18 protein-coding genes and 1 pseudogene are annotated in these 16727 nt (G+C 58.6%); 11 read left to right on the top strand and 8 right to left on the bottom strand.

Annotated elements, in window-relative coordinates; all coding sequences use genetic code 11:
* Nucleotides 1–170 precede the first annotated feature (170 nt).
* Entirely contained in the window at nt 171–1946 is a 1776-nt protein-coding gene (gene gcl, locus DU29_RS0116920; RefSeq protein ID WP_028622732.1) for a glyoxylate carboligase, read from the bottom strand.
* 267 nt (nt 1947–2213) lie between these two features.
* Here gcl and DU29_RS0116915 point away from each other — a divergent pair, with 267 nt between their 5' ends.
* Nucleotides 2214–2654 carry a GlcG/HbpS family heme-binding protein gene (locus DU29_RS0116915; RefSeq protein ID WP_028622731.1) on the top strand — a complete coding sequence of 147 codons (441 nt, stop codon included), beginning with the start codon at nt 2214–2216 and terminating at the stop codon, nt 2652–2654.
* A gap of 207 nt (nt 2655–2861) precedes the next feature.
* Nucleotides 2862–3320: an REP-associated tyrosine transposase gene (locus DU29_RS0116910; RefSeq protein WP_028622730.1), complete on the top strand. Its 459-nt coding sequence runs from the start codon at nt 2862–2864 to the stop codon at nt 3318–3320.
* 102 nt (nt 3321–3422) lie between these two features.
* On the opposite strand, the gene DU29_RS0116905 is transcribed toward DU29_RS0116910, so the two are convergent.
* Nucleotides 3423–4028 (bottom strand): TetR/AcrR family transcriptional regulator, encoded by a 606-nt coding sequence (locus tag DU29_RS0116905; protein ID WP_028622729.1) that lies wholly within the window; start codon nt 4026–4028, stop codon nt 3423–3425.
* 133 nt (nt 4029–4161) lie between these two features.
* Between DU29_RS0116905 and DU29_RS0116900 the strand changes: the two genes are divergently transcribed.
* Nucleotides 4162–5076 carry a DUF808 domain-containing protein gene (locus DU29_RS0116900; RefSeq protein ID WP_028622728.1) on the top strand — a complete coding sequence of 305 codons (915 nt, stop codon included), beginning with the start codon at nt 4162–4164 and terminating at the stop codon, nt 5074–5076.
* A gap of 184 nt (nt 5077–5260) precedes the next feature.
* Here DU29_RS0116900 and DU29_RS0116895 read toward each other — a convergent pair whose 3' ends face one another.
* Together DU29_RS0116895 and DU29_RS0116890 are read right to left on the bottom strand one after the other, a co-directional pair.
* Nucleotides 5261–6049, bottom strand: coding sequence for an MlaA family lipoprotein (locus DU29_RS0116895; RefSeq protein ID WP_028622727.1), 789 nt, complete (start codon nt 6047–6049; stop codon nt 5261–5263).
* Complete coding sequence (locus DU29_RS0116890) at nt 6042–7340, bottom strand: serine/threonine protein kinase (RefSeq protein ID WP_028622726.1); 1299 nt, start codon at nt 7338–7340, stop codon at nt 6042–6044. The genes DU29_RS0116895 and DU29_RS0116890 overlap by 8 nt, the downstream gene beginning before the upstream one ends.
* Nucleotides 7341–7563: 223 nt before the next feature.
* Between DU29_RS0116890 and DU29_RS0116885 the strand changes: the two genes are divergently transcribed.
* On the top strand, nt 7564–7932 hold the full coding sequence (locus DU29_RS0116885; RefSeq protein WP_028622725.1) for a hypothetical protein: 369 nt from the start codon (nt 7564–7566) through the stop codon (nt 7930–7932).
* A 200-nt stretch (nt 7933–8132) separates the two neighbouring features.
* On the opposite strand, the gene DU29_RS0116880 is transcribed toward DU29_RS0116885, so the two are convergent.
* Nucleotides 8133–9728, bottom strand: coding sequence for a glycoside hydrolase family 17 protein (locus tag DU29_RS0116880; RefSeq protein ID WP_028622724.1), 1596 nt, complete (start codon nt 9726–9728; stop codon nt 8133–8135).
* Here DU29_RS0116880 and DU29_RS1000000130965 point away from each other — a divergent pair.
* The 5 genes from DU29_RS1000000130965 (at nt 9674) to DU29_RS1000000131615 (ending at nt 13587) form a co-directional block, all read left to right on the top strand.
* Nucleotides 9674–9970, top strand: a complete 297-nt coding sequence (locus DU29_RS1000000130965) for a hypothetical protein (protein WP_236645623.1) — start codon at nt 9674–9676, stop codon at nt 9968–9970. The two genes, DU29_RS0116880 and DU29_RS1000000130965, sit on opposite strands and share 55 nt — an antisense overlap.
* A 45-nt stretch (nt 9971–10015) precedes the next feature.
* Nucleotides 10016–10867, top strand: coding sequence for a glycine betaine ABC transporter substrate-binding protein (locus tag DU29_RS0116870; protein ID WP_028622723.1), 852 nt, complete (start codon nt 10016–10018; stop codon nt 10865–10867).
* 239 nt (nt 10868–11106) lie between these two features.
* Nucleotides 11107–11418 carry a DUF485 domain-containing protein gene (locus DU29_RS0116865; RefSeq protein ID WP_028622722.1) on the top strand — a complete coding sequence of 104 codons (312 nt, stop codon included), beginning with the start codon at nt 11107–11109 and terminating at the stop codon, nt 11416–11418.
* A complete protein-coding gene (locus tag DU29_RS0116860) occupies nt 11415–13073 on the top strand; it encodes a cation acetate symporter (protein WP_028622721.1) in 1659 nt (552 codons plus the stop codon). Before DU29_RS0116865 ends, DU29_RS0116860 begins: the two co-directional genes overlap by 4 nt.
* A gap of 349 nt (nt 13074–13422) precedes the next feature.
* Nucleotides 13423–13587 carry a metallothionein gene (locus DU29_RS1000000131615; protein ID WP_081832507.1) on the top strand — a complete coding sequence of 55 codons (165 nt, stop codon included), beginning with the start codon at nt 13423–13425 and terminating at the stop codon, nt 13585–13587.
* A gap of 21 nt (nt 13588–13608) precedes the next feature.
* On the opposite strand, the gene DU29_RS0116855 is transcribed toward DU29_RS1000000131615, so the two are convergent.
* Nucleotides 13609–13887 carry a hypothetical protein gene (locus tag DU29_RS0116855; RefSeq protein WP_028622720.1) on the bottom strand — a complete coding sequence of 93 codons (279 nt, stop codon included), beginning with the start codon at nt 13885–13887 and terminating at the stop codon, nt 13609–13611.
* Nucleotides 13888–13906: 19 nt separating this feature from the next.
* Nucleotides 13907–14134 (bottom strand): DUF6555 family protein, encoded by a 228-nt coding sequence (locus DU29_RS0116850; RefSeq protein ID WP_028622719.1) that lies wholly within the window; start codon nt 14132–14134, stop codon nt 13907–13909.
* 251 nt (nt 14135–14385) lie between these two features.
* Between DU29_RS0116850 and selD the strand changes: the two genes are divergently transcribed.
* Entirely contained in the window at nt 14386–15420 is a 1035-nt protein-coding gene (selD, locus tag DU29_RS0116845; RefSeq protein WP_028622718.1) for a selenide, water dikinase SelD, read from the top strand.
* Nucleotides 15420–16523, top strand: a complete 1104-nt coding sequence (gene mnmH, locus DU29_RS0116840) for a tRNA 2-selenouridine(34) synthase MnmH (protein ID WP_028622717.1) — start codon at nt 15420–15422, stop codon at nt 16521–16523. The genes selD and mnmH overlap by 1 nt, the downstream gene beginning before the upstream one ends.
* Nucleotides 16524–16571: 48 nt before the next feature.
* Here the strand turns inward: mnmH and DU29_RS1000000132415 are convergent.
* A pseudogene (locus tag DU29_RS1000000132415) lies at nt 16572–16727 on the bottom strand (permease); the annotation flags it as partial.

Below are 16727 nucleotides of genomic sequence, written 5' to 3'. Positions count from 1 at the left end.
GCTTGTGTGGCGAGGGGATTTATCCCCGTCAGGGCGCGAAGCGGCCTCAAAACTGAAAACTGCGGCGTATCAGGTACACCGCACACGAGGTTCACGACTGCTTCGCAGCCTAACGGGGATAAATCCCCTCGCCACAAAAGCCTCGCTCCTACAGAGGGAGCGATCAGCAGTTAATCAAGCATCGAAATCGCAGTCGGCGCGTCGTTGCCGACCAACGCCAAGTCTTCAAATTCGTTGACCGCGTTGATCTCGGTACCCATGGAAATGTTAGTCACGCGCTCCAGAATAATCTCGACGATTACCGGCACCTTGAACTCTTCGATCATTTCCTGAGCCTTGCGCAGGGCAGGCTGGATCTCGGACGGTTCGAACACACGCAATGCCTTGCAGCCGAGGCCTTCGGCGACCGCGACGTGATCGACACCGTAGCCGTTGAGCTCCGGTGCGTTGAGGTTGTCGAAGGACAGCTGCACGCAGTAGTCCATGTCAAAACCGCGCTGCGCCTGACGGATCAAGCCCAGATACGAGTTGTTCACGACCACGTGGATGTACGGCAGCTTGAACTGCGCGCCCACTGCCAATTCTTCGATCATGAACTGGAAATCATAGTCGCCCGAGAGCGCGACAACCTTGCGCGTCGGATCGGCCTTGACCACGCCCAGCGCTGCCGGAATGGTCCAGCCCAACGGGCCGGCCTGACCGCAGTTGATCCAGTGACGCGGCTTGTAGACGTGCAGGAACTGCGCGCCGGCAATCTGCGACAGACCGATGGTGCTGACGTAGCAGGTGTCTTTGCCGAACACCTGGTTCATCTCTTCGTACACGCGTTGCGGCTTGACCGGCACGTTGTCGAAGTGAGTCTTGCGGTGCAGGCTGGCTTTGCGCTGCTGGCAGTCTTGCAGCCAGGCGCTGCGGTTTTTCAGTTTGCCGGCGGCTTGCCACTCGCGAGCGACTTCGATGAACACGGTCAGCGCGGCAGCGGCGTCGGAGACGATGCCCTGGTCCGGGGTGAATACGCGGCCGATCTGCGTGCCTTCGATGTCGACGTGAATGAACTTGCGGCCTTCGGTGTAGACGTCGATCGAACCGGTGTGACGGTTGGCCCAGCGGTTACCAATGCCCAGCACTACGTCAGATTTGAGCATCGTCGCGTTGCCGTAGCGATGCGAAGTCTGCAAACCAACCATGCCGACCATCAGCGGGTGATCGTCCGGGATCGTGCCCCAGCCCATCAGGGTCGGAATAACCGGGATGCCGGTCAGCTCGGCGAACTCGACCAGCAAGTCGCTGGCGTCGGCATTGATGATGCCACCACCGGCCACCAGCAACGGGCGCTCGGCTTGATCTAGCAGGGCCAAGGCTTTCTCGACCTGAATACGGGTCGCGCTCGGCTTGGCCAGTGGCAGCGGCTGGTAAGCGTCGATGTCGAATTCGATTTCAGCCATCTGCACGTCGAATGGCAGGTCGATCAGCACAGGGCCTGGACGGCCGGAGCGCATTTCATAAAAGGCTTTCTGGAACGCATAAGGCACCTGGCCCGGTTCCATGACGGTGGTTGCCCACTTGGTCACTGGCTTGACGATGGCGGTGATATCGACAGCCTGGAAGTCTTCCTTGTGCATACGGGCGCGGGGCGCTTGCCCGGTGATGCACAGAATCGGGATCGAGTCGGCCGAGGCGCTGTAAAGCCCGGTGACCATGTCCGTGCCGGCAGGGCCGGAAGTGCCGATGCACACGCCGATGTTGCCGGCCTTGGTGCGGGTGTAACCCTCAGCCATGTGCGAGGCGCCTTCAACGTGGCGAGCGAGGACGTGATCGATGCCACCGACCTTCTGCAAGGCGTTGTACAGCGGGTTGATCGCGGCGCCCGGGATGCCAAAAGCGGTATCAACCCCTTCGCGGCGCATCACCAGAACGGCGGCTTCGATTGCTCTCATTTTGCTCATAGTTTTGTGCCTCTTACGTTTTGTAATTGTATACAAGTGGCTTTGCGCAGAGTGTATTCACGGCGGACGGCGCAGGTCAATCCATTTTCTCAAGCGCATGTTTCATTCGTCGGAAGCCTGTCCTGCTGTGGCTTTTCGTCGCATGTGGCGTTTTTCGATAATTATTGTATACAAAATAATAAGTCATTGTGTTCTATTTGTTGCATCGGCCTGCGTCACTTGAGCGCAGGACAACGGCTTTTCCTATAACAAAATCAGGACAGCACCATGAGCGCTTTAACCTTGAACGTTGCAGTCAACCTGACCAGTCAGGCCATCTCCGCCGGCCGCGCAGTCTCCGCGGCCCCCTTGACCATTGCCGTGCTGGACGCGGGCGGGCACCTGCTCAGCCTGCAGCGCGAAGACGGCGCCAGCCTGTTACGCCCGCAAATCGCCATCGGCAAAGCCTGGGGCGCCATCGCGCTCGGCAAAGGCTCACGCCTGCTGGCGCTGGACGCCCAGCAACGTCCTGCATTTATCGCCGCTTTGAACAGCCTGGGACAGGGCAGCGTCGTGCCGGCCCCGGGTGGGGTGTTGATACGTGATCAGGACGGGAAAGTGCTGGGGGCGGTAGGCATCAGCGGCGATCTGTCGGATGTCGACGAACAGTGCGCGATCAGTGCGATCGAGGCGTTGGGGTTGCGGGCGGATGCGGGGGTGAGTGCTTGATTGGGTAGTGACTGACCAATTGCTATCGCGAGCAGGCTCACTCTTACAAGGATCGTGGCTGGACAGAAAAGGTCTGAACATCACAAATCCCTGTAGGAGTGAGCCTGCTCGCGATAGCTATCTCCAGACACATCCGGCCAACAGTTTGGCCTCCCGCTTGAATTCACAGAGCTAGTCTTCTCATGATTGATCATGGGAGGCAAAGGAATGCCAGACTCACCTGCTGCACACCGATTGCGAGCCGGGCGCTACGCCGAAGCCAATCGAATCTACCTGCTCACCACCAACACGCACGATAGGGAGCCTGTCTTCAACGATGTTGTTATCGGCCGATTGGTGGTCGCTCAATTTCGCGCTGCGCATGACCAGGGTTTTGCCAACTCACTGGCATGGGTGGTCATGCCCGATCACTTTCACTGGTTGATTGAATTACAGCAGGGGTCGTTGAGTGAGCTGATGCAAAAGACCAAATCGCTCAGCACCAAGGCGGTAAAGCTAACGACTGGTCGAACGACGAGTCTCTGGCAACGAGGCTTTCACGACCGAGCATTACGACGGGATGAGGATTTGGTGAAAATGGCGCGGTATGTGGTGGCTAATCCTTTAAGGGCCGGGCTGGTGGCCAAGCTGGGGGACTATCCGCTGTGGGATGCTATTTGGGTTTGAGGTCAAACCGAGTCGCGGCCATCGCGAGCAGGCTCACTCCTACAAGGGAAAGCGTTTCATAGGTAGGAGTGAGCTTGCTCGCGATTGGGGCCATGCTGTCTTTCAGTCCGGCTCACACCCCTTCAGCACCAACCGAATGATCGTCTGCGCCGCCGCTTCGTAATCCTCTTCATCCAGCTTGGCCTTGCCGGTGATCGCAGTGATCTGCCAGTCGAAGTCGGCATACGTCTGGGTCGCGGCCCAGATGCTGAACATCAGGTGATTAGGGTCGATGGGGGCGATCTGGCCGCGGTCGATCCAGGTCTGGATGCAGTCGATGTTGTGTTTCGCCTGGCCGTTGAGCTGTTCAACCAGGTCTGCACTCAGGTGCGGGGCGCCGTGCATGATTTCGCTGGCGAACACCTTCGAAGCAAACGGTAGATCGCGCGAGATGCGGATTTTCGAACGAATGTAGCCGCTCAGTACTTCACTCGGGGCACCGTCGGCGTTGAACGGTGTCGAAGCCTGCAGAATCGGTTCGATGATGCTTTCAAGGACCTCGCGATAGAGGTTTTCCTTGGATTTGAAGTAGTAGTAGACATTGGGCTTGGGCAATCCCGCCTTGGCTGCGATATCACTGGTTTTGGTCGCAGCGAAGCCCTTGTCGGCAAATTCTTCACTGGCGGCACGCAGGATCAGTTGTTTGTTGCGCTCGCGGATAGTGCTCATAAACCAAGGGGTTCCTTGCCTGTTCTGGCGGTGGCGCATGGTAGCACCGGCCTCGTCAGACGCTCAAGAATGCCCCGAGCAACGCCGGCCGCGCTATGCTGCCCGGCATTCACTTTTGAAGGACATCACATTCATGGCAGGAAGCAGCTTGCTGTTGCTGATCGACGACATCGCCGCAGTGCTCGACGATGTGGCGTTAATGACCAAAATGGCCGCGAAAAAGACCGCGGGTGTGCTCGGCGACGACCTGGCACTCAATGCCCAGCAAGTCTCCGGCGTGCGTGCCGAGCGGGAAATTCCCGTGGTGTGGGCGGTGGCCAAGGGTTCGTTTCTCAATAAACTGATCCTTGTGCCTTCGGCGCTGGCAATCAGCGCGTTCGTTCCGTGGCTGGTCACGCCGCTACTGATGATCGGCGGCGCTTACCTGTGTTACGAGGGTTTTGAAAAACTCGCACACAAATTCTTGCACAGCAAAACCGAAGACAGGGCTGAACACGCAAATCTGGTCGAGGCGGTGGCCAATCCGGCAGTCGATCTGGTGGCGTTCGAGAAAGACAAGATCAAGGGTGCAATCCGCACCGACTTCATTCTGTCGGCAGAAATCATCGCCATCACCCTGGGCACTGTGGCTGGCGCTTCGCTGACCCAGCAAGTACTCGTGCTGTCAGGTATTGCGATTGTCATGACCGTGGGCGTTTACGGCCTGGTGGCGGGCATCGTCAAGCTCGACGACCTCGGCCTGTGGCTGACGCAGAAGCCCGGCCAGATGGCCAAAAGCATCGGCAACGGCATTTTGCGCGCGGCGCCGTACATGATGAAAAGCCTGTCGGTGATCGGCACGGCCGCAATGTTCCTGGTTGGCGGCGGGATTCTGACCCACGGCATACCAGTCGTTCATCACTGGATCGAAAGCGTCAGCGCGGGGGCGGGTGGTGCAGGGTTTATCGTGCCGACGTTGCTGAACGCGGTGGCGGGGATTGTCGCAGGCGCTGCGGTGCTGGCGGTGGTGATGGTTGTGAGCAAGATCTGGAAAGCGGCGAAGGGCTGAAGCCTGGCACTGTCCACCTGTAGGAGTGAGCCTGCTCGCGATGAGGCAGTGTCAGTCGACATCAATGTTGACTGGACCACCGCTATCGCGAGCAAGCTTGCTCCTACAAAGTTAGGCGTATGCAAAAATCTATAAAAAAAGGCCATTCGACTCGCATCGAATGGCCTTTTTTATTGCCGATGATTTACTCGGCGATCTGCAACTTGCGCGACTCGGTGTAAACGTAACGCACCTTCTCGTATTCGAACGGCGAGTTCAGCTGGCCGTAGCGGAAGCTGGTCTGGTTGCGTTTGTCGATGCTGCGCAACAACCACAGTTCAGGATGGTTGGAGCTGACTTCGGCGACGTTGAGGAAGTTGATGGCCGACTCGGCCGTGAAATCCACCGCCAGGCCGCCGGTATCGCGGATGTTGGATGGTCCCAGGATTGGCAGCACGAAGTAGGCACCGCCCGGCACGCCGTAGAAACCCAGTGTCTGGCCGAAGTCTTCGCTCTGGCGCGGCAGGCCCATGGCGGTGGCCGGGTCCCACAGCCCGGCGATGCCGACGGTGGTGTTGAGCAACAGACGTGCAGTGGTTTCCATCGACCGCTTGCCCTTGAACTGCAGCAGGCTGTTCATCAGGTTCGGCACGTCGCCGAGGTTGTTGAAGAAGTTGCTGACGCCGGTGCGCAAGAAGCTCGGCGTGATGTAGCGATAACCATCGACGACGGGCAGGAACACCCATTGGTCGAAACGGTAGTTGAAGTGATAAACCCGACGGTTCCACTCTTCCAGCGGGTCGTAAACGTTCAACGCGTTGAGCGTCGAACGTTCGAACTCACGCTGGTCGAGGCCCGGGTTGAACTTGAGTTTGCTCAGCGGTTCCTTGAAACCGTCGTTGTCGATCACAACCGGCGCATTGGCTTTGCTGTTGTCGGCATTGGCGACGCCTGCACAGAGTAGCGCTGCGATAAGCAGGAGATGTTTAGCCACGGAAAAACTCCAGCATGGCGTCGCTGTTGACGCGGTAATTTAGGTTGCCGCAATGGCCGCCCAATGGGTAAACGGTCAAACGGTCGCCAAAGGTCTTGCGCAGGAAACCGAGGTCGCCAGGGCCGAGGATCACGTCATCGGCGTTGTGCATGACCGCGATTTTCGGGCTGTCGCGCAGGTAATCTTCGAGGGCATACAGGCTTACCTGGTCGATCAGCTGCAACAGGCTGCCGCCGTCGGTGCGCGCGCGCCACATCGGGATGACCTGCTCGGTGATGTAGCAGTCGAAGTCGCACTGCAAGGCACGCTTGAGGAACGGCGTGAGGCTGGTGCCCTGGGTAATCGGATGCTTGGGTGGCGTGATCAGGCCGCGACGGTTGATCAGGTCGGACGTGAAGGCAATGTCGGCCGCCGAGAAGCGGAACGAGGTGCCGATCAGCATCGCCATCTGCTCGTTGCTCAAGTGTTGCTTGGACTGCTGAAAGTCGTAGAGCAAGGCGTCATTGAGGTCGATGTAACCCTTCTGCTGGAAGTAGCGGGTCAGCTTGCTCAGCACCAATTCGTAAAAAGTGGTGCTGTCGGTGATGCCCTTGACCTCGGTCTGCACCAGCCGGTCGAGGTTGGTGATCGAGGTGTACAGGTTGACCGGCGGATTGAGTAGCAGAACTTTCTTGAAGTTGAAGCTGCGACGGGTTTCATCCAGGTGCGCGACGAATGCCGCATCGAGGGCGCCGAGGCTGTAACCGGTCAGGTAGTAATCTGTCACCGGCACGTTGGGGTTTTGCGCCCTGACGGCCTGCATTACCCGATACATGTCTTCGGCATCTTCCTTGGTGATACCTGGCGTGGCGAAGCGCGATGCAGAGCTGATGAAGTCGAAGCTGGTCGGCGACGACAATTGCACCACGTGATAACCGGCCTTGTAATACAGCTTCTTCAAGTACTCGTTGAGGCTGCTGTCATAGCGTGCACCCGTGCCGGCAATCAGGAAGATCAGCGGGGCGGCTTTATCCTGGGTCGCAATGCGATAGGTGAGTTTCTTGACTGACCAGAAGTTGTCCGGCAGTTCGAACTCACGCTCCGGGCGCAAAGTGACGCTGCGATCCTCCTGATCGATGTCATCGTCCAGCGGCAGCTCCGGACGCAGGTCCGGAGGTGTCGTGGCAATGGTCGCCTCGAACGGGTTGGTCAAGGGGTAGCCATAACTGGCGGCGTCGATGTCGACCGCCAGTGCGGACGCACTCAAAATAAGGCCGCCAAATAAGGCGGCGAAGCGCAAGGAACGGAGCATGACTAGATCCCTAAGAGGAAAGGTGCCGATAAAAGTTGCAGGCTATGACCGCCGGGGTTGCGCCAAGTGCCATGGAACGGCACCCATCAGGCCTAATTCGGAGTAATAGTAGCTGGACGATACACTTTGCAGCTATTTCGTGACTATTTATCTGTTACGTGCGTTTGCTTAAAGCTGCCGGGCGATTAAGCTGGCCGCCGTTTTCGTATCGTTGGAGTGTGCCATGTCCCGCCGTTTACCCGTGATTCTACTGCTTGTTCTGCTGCCATTATGGCTGGCCGCCAGTTATGGCGCACGCTATGGTTTCATGGAGGATGCGCAGTGGGTCGGCGTCTGCGTGGACGAGGCCAGCCGTTGGGAATGCATCGTTCGCTCGAATCTGGGCTTGATGATCCACTTCCAGATTCTCGGCTATTCGGCACTGGCGGCGGCCATTATCGGTTTTGTGATTCCTGGGCGGGCCGGATGGTGGCTCGCGGTGTTGGCTCTGGTGTTCGGGCTGCCGGCACTGGCGCTGTATAACACGACGCTGGCGGTGTTTGCGGTGGTGATTGCCGGGTTGCGGTTGGTGCGGGCGCCCCGCGGCGTTTGAAGAATCGCATCGCCAGCAAGCCGGCTCCTACAGGATTCATGCGCATCGCACACCGTGTAGGAGCTGGCTTGCCAGCGATGGGGTCAGAAGCTGCGCTGCAAATCTATCGCCAGCAAGCCGGCTCCTACAGGATTTATGGCAAGCGTATATCCATGTAGGAGCTGGCTTGCCAGCGATGGGGTCAGAAGCTGCGCTGCAAATCAGACCTTGCGAACCCGCAAGCATCGCCACAACGCAACCACCATCAACACACTCACCAGCGCCCAGCCCCACGCCTGCTGATTCAGCAAACCTTCGCGATACAACTGCGGCGCAATGCCCGCTCCAACGATGAAGGTCAGCAGGGCAATTTCCCGACGCGGCACATTCACCGGACGGCACAGGTATACCAGCGCCGGAAGGATGAATGCGACGCTCGGAAAGCTGCGATAACGTGGGTCGAGCACCAGCTCAAGCATGGTGACTGCAGCAGCGAAACCTGCGGCGGCCACCAGCCAGCCAGCCCGGCGTTCCAGCACCGCGAATGCACGTCCACGCCATCCTTCGCGGGTACTCAAGGTGAGCGCGGCATGCGCCAGCACCAGCAAATTCAGCCCGGTCAGCAGTGCGACCCACAGCCATTCGCTGGCAAACCGCGTGGTCACCCGCGCCAGATCTCCCCAGGCGCCAAGCGCGCAGGCAGCCAAAGCAGCCAGCAGCGGCAGCACCAATGCGGCGCGGGTGCTACGCACTCGGCCGCCGAGCAGCAGCGTGCCGACGAAGATCAAGCCACCCACCGCCAGCCATTGCGACCAATAAGGTACGTTCGACACCGGCCCGGCCAGCACGCCTTTGTCCTGGCGATCGGCATCAAACAGACCCCAGTAACCGCCGACCGCACCTTCACTGGCACGTTTCCACGGCTGGTCGAAGGCTTCGATCAGGTTGTAACGCCAGCCTTCCTGCTCCGCCATGATGACGAAACCGCGAATGAACTTGGCTTCATTGACGCGGCTCGGCAGGGCGGTTTCGCGTTGTCGGCCTTCGCTTGGCCAGCCGGTTTCACCGATCACCACATCCTTGGGAGCGAACTTGTTGCCAAAAACCTGGCGTACTTCGGCGACGTGCTGCAGCGCGGCGTCGATGTTCGACGGATCGTCTTCCCAATACGGCAACAAGTGAATGGTCAGGAAATCCACCGCCGGGGCGACTTCCGGGTGTTTCAGCCAGAACTCCCAGACATCGGCATAGGTGACCGGTTGCTTGACCTGGCTTTTGACCTTGTTGATCAGCCTTGCCAGCTGCGCGCCGGTGATTTCCTTGCGCAGCAAGGTTTCGTTGCCGACGATCACCGACGTGACCACATCGGCGTTGGCGTTGGCAGAAGCAATCAGCAAGTCGACTTCTTTTTCGGTGTCCACCGCATTGCTGTTGACCCACGCGCCGATCATCAATTTCAAACCGTGCTTGCGCGCCAGATCAGGCAAGGCCTCCAGGCCGGTCATGGAGTAAGTGCGGATGCATTCGAAGCGCGTGGCCAGCAATGCCAGATCGGCATCCATGCGCTCGGGGCGCAATTTGAATGGCACGTCGAACGGTGATTGATCTTTGTCGAATGGCGTGTAAGAGGCGCATTGCAGCTTGTGCGTCGCGCTTGCCACGTCCGGCATAACCACCGGTTTGCCGAGTCCATACCAAAAGCCAATGAGGGCGAAAAGCCCCAGCAGGCAGGCGAATAAATAAGCAAGAAACGGAAAGCGGGATGTGGCGGGCATGGTCAGGCCGTCTGGGAGCAAAGCGGCGCATGTTACCTGCATTTAACACTCGCTTGGGTGGTCTGCACGATTTTGACATGCAAAGTTCGGGCGGATCGACCGCTGCGCTGATGGCGATCACCATTAATGGCTTTCTGATGTCGTTTCTCGATGTTTTGAGGTCGTTGGCAGAGCAGGTCGCCATTGGCGTCGGGTTGATGATCAAAAGCGTCAGTACTCCGCTGATGTTGAACGAGTTTGCGGTGAGCGTGATGGAGGCGCTGAGCACCATGACAATACGTTGACGCGGCTCGGCATTCGTCGGGCGCAGCACTTTCGGGGAAGTAACGATGAAGATTCGACGACTTTTAGGCGCGGGTGCCGCTCTGGTGCTTGCGGTTGGCTCCGCCCAAGCCCTGGCCGCGAAAGGGGCTGTGACCATTGGCTACGTTGACGGCTGGTCCGACAGTGTCGCGACCACCCACGTCGCGGCCGAAGTGATCAGGCAAAAGCTCGATTACGATGTGAAACTGCAAGCGGTCGCCACCGGGATCATGTGGCAAGGCGTGGCCACCGGGAAACTTGATGCCATGATGTCGGCCTGGCTGCCGGTCACACACGGCGATTACTGGACCAAGAACAAGGACCAGGTCGTCGATTATGGCCCGAACTTCAAGGACGCAAAAATCGGTCTGATCGTGCCCGAGTACGTCAAGGCCAAATCCATCGAAGACCTGAAAACCGACGACACCTTCAAGAATCGCATTGTGGGCATCGACGCCGGTTCGGGTGTGATGCTCAAGACCGATCAGGCCATAAAGGACTATGGTCTGACCAGTTATCAACTCAAGGCCAGCTCCGGCGCTGGCATGATTGCCGAGCTGACCCGTGCCGAGAAGAAAAACGAATCCATCGCTGTCACCGGCTGGGTGCCGCACTGGATGTTCGCCAAGTGGAAATTGCGTTTCCTCGACGATCCGAAAGGCGTGTACGGCGCGGCAGAGACCGTGAACAACATCGGCAGCAAGGAACTGGAAGCCAAGGCGCCGGAAGTGGCGAAGTTCCTGAAGAACTTCCAGTGGTCCTCGAAAGATGAAATCGGCGAAGTGATGCTGGCGATTCAGGACGGTGCCAAGCCTGACGCGGCGGCCAAGGCGTGGGTGGCCAAGCATCCGGAGCGTGTGGCTGACTGGACTAAATAACCCTACATCTGCGACCCCTTGTAGGAGTGAGCCTGCTCGCGATAGCAATCTGTCAGATGACTGGATCGTCGTCTGACACAACGCAATCGCGAGCAGGCTCACTCCTACATTTATTTGTGCATGCTGGAAATTGGCGCATGGGTCATGTCGTTCTAATACTAAGGTCGTCTGGAACCTGTCCCGCAGCCGCATAAAGTGGATGACGTTACAACTTCATCTGTGCTGCGAGGATAAAAACAATGAACGACAGCATTTACCTCTCGATTCAAAACAGCCCCCGCTTCAAGGAGCTGGTTAGTAAGCGAGAAAAGTTCGCCTGGATTCTTTCGGCGATCATGCTTGGGCTTTACTCCGGATTCATCCTTCTGATTGCTTATGGGCCGCATATATTGGGCGCGAAGATCAGCCCTGAGTCTTCCATTACCTGGGGCATACCGATTGGTATCGGGCTGATTCTCTCAGCCTTCGTCCTGACCGGCATCTACGTGAAACGCGCCAATGGCGAATTCGACGACCTGAACAATGCGATTCTCAAGGAGGCTCAGCAATGATCCGGCGTCTAATGGCTCTATTGAGCATCGCAGCATTTGCACCCGGTGCCTGGGCGGCTGACGCCCTGACCGGTGCAGTGGCCAGACAACCGCTGAACGTCGCCGCGATCCTGATGTTCGTGGCGTTTGTCGGCGCGACCCTGTACATCACTTACTGGGCGTCGAAGAAAAACAACTCGGCCGCCGACTACTATGCGGCCGGCGGCAAGATCACCGGCTTCCAGAACGGTCTGGCGATTGCCGGTGACTACATGTCTGCGGCATCCTTCCTGGGTATTTCCGCGCTGGTGTTCACCTCCGGTTATGACGGCCTGATCTACTCGATCGGCTTCCTCGTGGGCTGGCCGATCATTCTGTTCCTGATCGCCGAGCGCCTGCGTAACCTGGGCAAGTACACCTTTGCCGACGTGGCGTCCTACCGACTTGGGCAAACCCAGATCCGTTCGCTGTCCGCGTGCGGTTCGCTGGTGGTGGTGGCGTTCTACCTGATCGCGCAGATGGTCGGTGCGGGCAAACTGATTCAGTTGCTGTTCGGTCTCGACTACCACGTTGCGGTCATTCTCGTCGGTATCCTGATGTGCATGTACGTGCTGTTTGGCGGCATGCTGGCGACCACTTGGGTGCAGATCATCAAGGCTGTGCTGCTGCTGTCCGGCGCCTCCTTCATGGCGCTGATGGTGATGAAGAGCGTCAACTTCGACTTCAACGCACTGTTTACCGAGGCGATCAAGGTTCACCCTAAAGGTGAAGCGATCATGAGCCCGGGCGGTCTGGTGAAAGATCCGATTTCGGCCTTCTCGCTGGGCCTGGCGCTGATGTTCGGTACCGCTGGCCTGCCGCACATTCTGATGCGCTTCTTCACCGTGAGTGACGCGAAAGAAGCACGCAAGAGCGTGCTGTACGCAACCGGTTTCATTGGTTACTTCTACATCCTGACCTTCATCATCGGCTTCGGCGCGATCCTGCTGGTAAGCACCAACCCGGCGTTTAAAGACGCGGCGGGCGCACTGTTGGGCGGTAACAACATGGCGGCGGTGCACCTGGCCAATGCGGTCGGTGGCAGCATCTTCCTGGGCTTCATCTCGGCGGTGGCGTTTGCGACCATTCTGGCAGTGGTTGCCGGTCTGACCCTGGCCGGTGCATCGGCGGTGTCCCATGACCTTTATGCCAGCGTGATCAAGAAGGGCAAGGCCAACGAGAAGGATGAAATCCGCGTCTCGAAGATCACCACGATTGCTTTGGCAGTGCTGGCGATTGGTCTGGGCATTCTGTTCGAAAGCCAGAACATCGCATTCATGGTTGGCCTGGCGTTCTCCATCGCGGCGAGCTGTAACTTCCCGGTGTTGTTGCTTTCGATGTACTGGAAGAACCTGACTACGCGTGGTGCGATGATTGGCGGCTGGCTGGGTCTGATCAGTGCCGTTGGTTTGATGGTGCTTGGGCCAACTATTTGGGTGCAGATTCTGCATAACGAGAAGGCGATCTTCCCGTATGAGTACCCGGCGTTGTTTTCGATGATCATTGCGTTTGTGGGTATTTGGTTCTTCTCGATTACTGACAAGTCCAAGGCTGCGGACAATGAGCGGGCGCTGTTCTTCCCGCAATTTGTTCGCTCGCAGACTGGGCTTGGGGCGAGTGGGGCGGTTGCTCACTAAGGGTCTGGGTTAGTTGCTGAAATGGAAATGCCCCGGTCGTGAGATCGGGGCATTTTTTTTGGGTAGTGTGCAGGAGAGCGACTTGCCGCGATGGCGGCTCGAATCCGACTGCATTTCTGCGGATATACCAAAATCCCTGTGGGAGCGAGGCTTGCCCGCGAAGGCGGCCTCCAATCCGACCCGATTGTGCGGATGTATTCAATCCCTGTAGGAGCGAGCCTGCTCGCGAAGGCGTCTGTGACCCAATCATTTTCCCGCTATTGCCGCACTCCGCCGCGACAACTTCTACACTGGTAATTCCGGCGCTCTACGCGGCCCTCCGACAACCACTACTCAAGGAGTCAGACCCATGCCCGAAAAGACCTGCGATTGCCCTCAATGTTCGTGCAAGCTCGGCGAACATTCCATTGCGCGCCACGGCAAGCATTACTGTTGCGACGCTTGCGCCCACCATCATGCAAACGGTGAAGCATGCAGCAGTGAAGGTTGCAAATGCGCGGCTCCAAAAAAATAGCAGCGCAAAAAAAAGTGGAGCCTATTTGGGCTCCACTTCCAGTTTCAGGCTGTCATCATCCAGCCGCTCGGTATGTCGTATCACGCCGCCAAGTCGTCGCCCGTCCACGTTGACCAAGACTGTATTCGCCTTCTCCAGGTCTTCTGGCAAAGGCGCATGCACGCGCAAGGCAAAGCGGTTTGGCTCATTCTCAACGGGCTCGAGGCCTACCTGGCACTCGGCACTTTTAGTGATGCGGCCAAAGAGTGAATCGATGCCGTAGTCGATGTGACCCAGGCTGGTCAGCGGCGTGGTCGTCATCATTTATCCTCCCGATCATTTACCCGGCTGGTCGCCACGTAACGTTCTCCACCCCGAATTTTTCCGCCATCGGTTTGCTGGTTTTTTGCACCTTCTCGCGCCCGAACCGCGGAATCCGGCCCACGCCCGCATCACAGCTCGCCCAATGCCATGCCTCAGTGTTATCCATTTTGTCGAGGCGGATAATGAAGGACTTGGGGGCGCCGTGCAGGGTGTATTCAATGACGAAAAGTTTTGCGTTGTTCATAAAGCCCTAATTCCTCCCTCTAGTAATAGAAGGATCGTCCTGGTGGCGGAAAATTCAGTTGGATTGTCAGGCGGTAGTGGTCGATAGCGACTGGGTTCGGGACCTGTACTCGGCAAGTCGTGAAAAAGGTCAATGAATGCTGATCATCGCCCTTAAGGGGGGGCGAATAGAGCGCCCGCGCCTGTGCGCGACATGACTGGCCAAGGCCGCGCTCTGTTAGAATCGCCGGCATTGACTTCACGAGGTGCCCCATGAGCGAGCCAATCCGTCTGACACAGTACAGCCACGGCGCAGGGTGTGGCTGCAAGATTTCGCCGCAGGTGCTGGAAGTGATTCTCGCCGGCAGTGGCGCGCAGAATCTTGACCCTAAACTGTGGGTGGGCAACGCCTCGCGCGATGACGCGGCGGTGTATGCGATTGACGAGGAACGCGGGGTGGTTTCGACCACAGACTTCTTCATGCCGATTGTCGATGACCCGTTCGATTTCGGCCGGATTGCCGCCACCAACGCGATCAGCGATATCTACGCCATGGGCGGCGATCCATTGATGGCGATTGCGATTCTTGGCTGGCCGGTCAACGTGCTGGCGCCGGAGATTGCCCGGGAAGTGATTCGCGGCGGGCGGTCGATCTGCGATGAGGCGGGGATTGCGTTGGCCGGCGGCCATTCCATCGACGCGCCGGAGCCGATCTTCGGCCTGGCCGTGACCGGGCTGGTGCACAAGCGCCATATGAAACGTAATGACACCGCCACCGTCGGTTGCCTGCTCTACCTCACTAAACCGCTGGGCATCGGCATCCTCACCACGGCTGAAAAGAAGGGCAAGTTGCGTCACGCCGACATCGGCCTCGCCCGCGACTGGATGTGCACGCTCAACAAACCGGGCAGCCGTTTCGGCAAGCTCGACGGCGTCACGGCGATGACCGACGTTACCGGGTTCGGTCTGCTCGGGCATCTGGTGGAGATGGCCGATGGCAGCCACGTCACTGCGCGCATCGAATACGCGCGGGTCCCGCAGCTGCCCGGTGTCGAGTATTACCTGGAGCAAGGCTGCGTCCCCGGCGGCACCTTGCGCAATTTCGACAGCTACTCCAGCAAGCTGGGGCGGATTCAGGAGTTGCACAAACGCGTGTTGTGCGATCCGCAAACCAGCGGTGGTTTGCTGATTGCGGTCACGCCCGAAGGTAACGCGCAGTTCCTCGAAGTCGCCGCCGAGCTGGGCCTGTCGCTGCAGCCGATCGGTGAACTGGTCGAGCGACAGACAAACGCGGTCGAGGTGTATTGATGCCCATCGACGTCACCGATTACCGCGACATCTTCCTGCATGACCGGCCGATGATGGACACGCGCGCGCCGGTCGAATTCGTCAAGGGTGCCTTCCCCGGCGTGGCCAACTTGCCGCTGATGAACGACAGCGAGCGGCAGCGCATCGGCACCTGTTACAAGGAACAAGGCCAGCAGGCGGCGATCACCCTCGGCCATCAACTGGTGTCCGGCCCGATCAAGGCGCAACGCATCCAGGCCTGGGCTGAGTTTGCCCAGGCTCACCCTGATGGCTTGTTGTACTGCTTTCGCGGCGGCTTGCGTTCTCAGATCGTCCAGCAGTGGCTCAAGGACGAGGCGGGCATCGATTTTCCGCGGGTCGGCGGTGGCTACAAAGCCATGCGCACCTTCTTGCTGGGGACGCTCGAGCAAGCGCTCACCCAGAGCGATTTCGTCTTGCTGGGTGGCATGACGGGCACCGGCAAGACTGAAGTGCTTATGCAGTTGAACAATGGCCTCGATCTGGAAGGTCATGCCAACCATCGTGGCTCCAGCTTTGGCAAGCGGGCGACCGGGCAGCCGTCCAATATCGATTTCGAAAACCGCCTGGCTGTGGACCTGCTGAAAAAGCGGGATCGTGGGATCGAGCAGTTCGTACTTGAAGACGAAAGCCGCATGGTTGGCAGTTGCGCCTTGCCGTTGCCGCTGTTTCAGGGCATGCAGGAGTTTCCGATGGTGTGGCTCGAGGACAGTCTGCAAGGTCGGGTCGAGCGGATCCTGCGCGATTACGTGGTAGACCTGTGCGCTGAATTCATCGGCGTGCACGGCGAGGAAGGCTTTGCGTTGTTTTCCGAACGTTTGCTGGCGAGCCTGAACAATGTCCAGAAACGCCTTGGCGGCGAGCGACATCGGCGGATGCTGATCCTGATGGAAGCGGCCTTGGCCGAGCAGGCGCGCAGTGGTGCGGTGGACCTGCATCGCGACTGGATCGAAGGGTTGCTGCGAGAGTATTACGACCCGATGTATGCGTTTCAGCGCGAGAAGAAAGGCGCACGGATCGAGTTCGTCGGGGAGCAGGCGGCGGTGCTTGAGTACCTTCGCCAGCGGGTCATTCAGCGACGCTGATGTTGAATCGGCGGGCCCGCGACGAGGCCCGTCCATCCCCTGTAAATCCTAAAGCAGCGCCGCTCCGATCAGCCCGCTGACCACGCCGATTCCCATCGTCATCAGCGCCACGCTCAGCAGCACCCGCGCGTCGAAATCCTTGCGCAGCATCAACAGCGACGGCAGGCTGATGCTCGGTAGGGTCATCAGCAACGCGACCGCCGG

Origin of the sequence: Pseudomonas sp. Ant30-3 (assembly GCF_000690905.1) — a bacterium.
Classification (GTDB): Bacteria; Pseudomonadota; Gammaproteobacteria; order Pseudomonadales; family Pseudomonadaceae; genus Aquipseudomonas.
The sequence above is the reverse complement of the archived record's forward strand: the minus strand, read 5'-3'. Positions and strand labels throughout refer to the sequence as shown.

Bases quoted from the DNA above. Each gene is read 5' to 3' on its own strand.
- gcl (WP_028622732.1), bottom strand. From the start codon at position 1,946: ATGAGCAAAATGAGAGCAATCGAAGCCGCCGTTCTGGTGATGCGCCGC.
- DU29_RS0116915 (WP_028622731.1), top strand. From the start codon at position 2,214: ATGAGCGCTTTAACCTTGAACGTTGCAGTCAACCTGACCAGTCAGGCC.
- DU29_RS0116910 (WP_028622730.1), top strand. From the start codon at position 2,862: ATGCCAGACTCACCTGCTGCACACCGATTGCGAGCCGGGCGCTACGCC.
- DU29_RS0116905 (WP_028622729.1), bottom strand. From the start codon at position 4,028: ATGAGCACTATCCGCGAGCGCAACAAACAACTGATCCTGCGTGCCGCC.
- DU29_RS0116900 (WP_028622728.1), top strand. From the start codon at position 4,162: ATGGCAGGAAGCAGCTTGCTGTTGCTGATCGACGACATCGCCGCAGTG.
- DU29_RS0116890 (WP_028622726.1), bottom strand. From the start codon at position 7,340: ATGCTCCGTTCCTTGCGCTTCGCCGCCTTATTTGGCGGCCTTATTTTG.
- DU29_RS0116885 (WP_028622725.1), top strand. From the start codon at position 7,564: ATGTCCCGCCGTTTACCCGTGATTCTACTGCTTGTTCTGCTGCCATTA.
- DU29_RS1000000130965 (WP_236645623.1), top strand. From the start codon at position 9,674: ATGTGGCGGGCATGGTCAGGCCGTCTGGGAGCAAAGCGGCGCATGTTA.
- DU29_RS0116880 (WP_028622724.1), bottom strand. From the start codon at position 9,728: ATGCAGGTAACATGCGCCGCTTTGCTCCCAGACGGCCTGACCATGCCC.
- DU29_RS0116870 (WP_028622723.1), top strand. From the start codon at position 10,016: ATGAAGATTCGACGACTTTTAGGCGCGGGTGCCGCTCTGGTGCTTGCG.
- DU29_RS0116865 (WP_028622722.1), top strand. From the start codon at position 11,107: ATGAACGACAGCATTTACCTCTCGATTCAAAACAGCCCCCGCTTCAAG.
- DU29_RS0116860 (WP_028622721.1), top strand. From the start codon at position 11,415: ATGATCCGGCGTCTAATGGCTCTATTGAGCATCGCAGCATTTGCACCC.
- DU29_RS1000000131615 (WP_081832507.1), top strand. From the start codon at position 13,423: ATGCCCGAAAAGACCTGCGATTGCCCTCAATGTTCGTGCAAGCTCGGC.
- DU29_RS0116855 (WP_028622720.1), bottom strand. From the start codon at position 13,887: ATGACGACCACGCCGCTGACCAGCCTGGGTCACATCGACTACGGCATC.
- DU29_RS0116850 (WP_028622719.1), bottom strand. From the start codon at position 14,134: ATGAACAACGCAAAACTTTTCGTCATTGAATACACCCTGCACGGCGCC.
- selD (WP_028622718.1), top strand. From the start codon at position 14,386: ATGAGCGAGCCAATCCGTCTGACACAGTACAGCCACGGCGCAGGGTGT.
- mnmH (WP_028622717.1), top strand. From the start codon at position 15,420: ATGCCCATCGACGTCACCGATTACCGCGACATCTTCCTGCATGACCGG.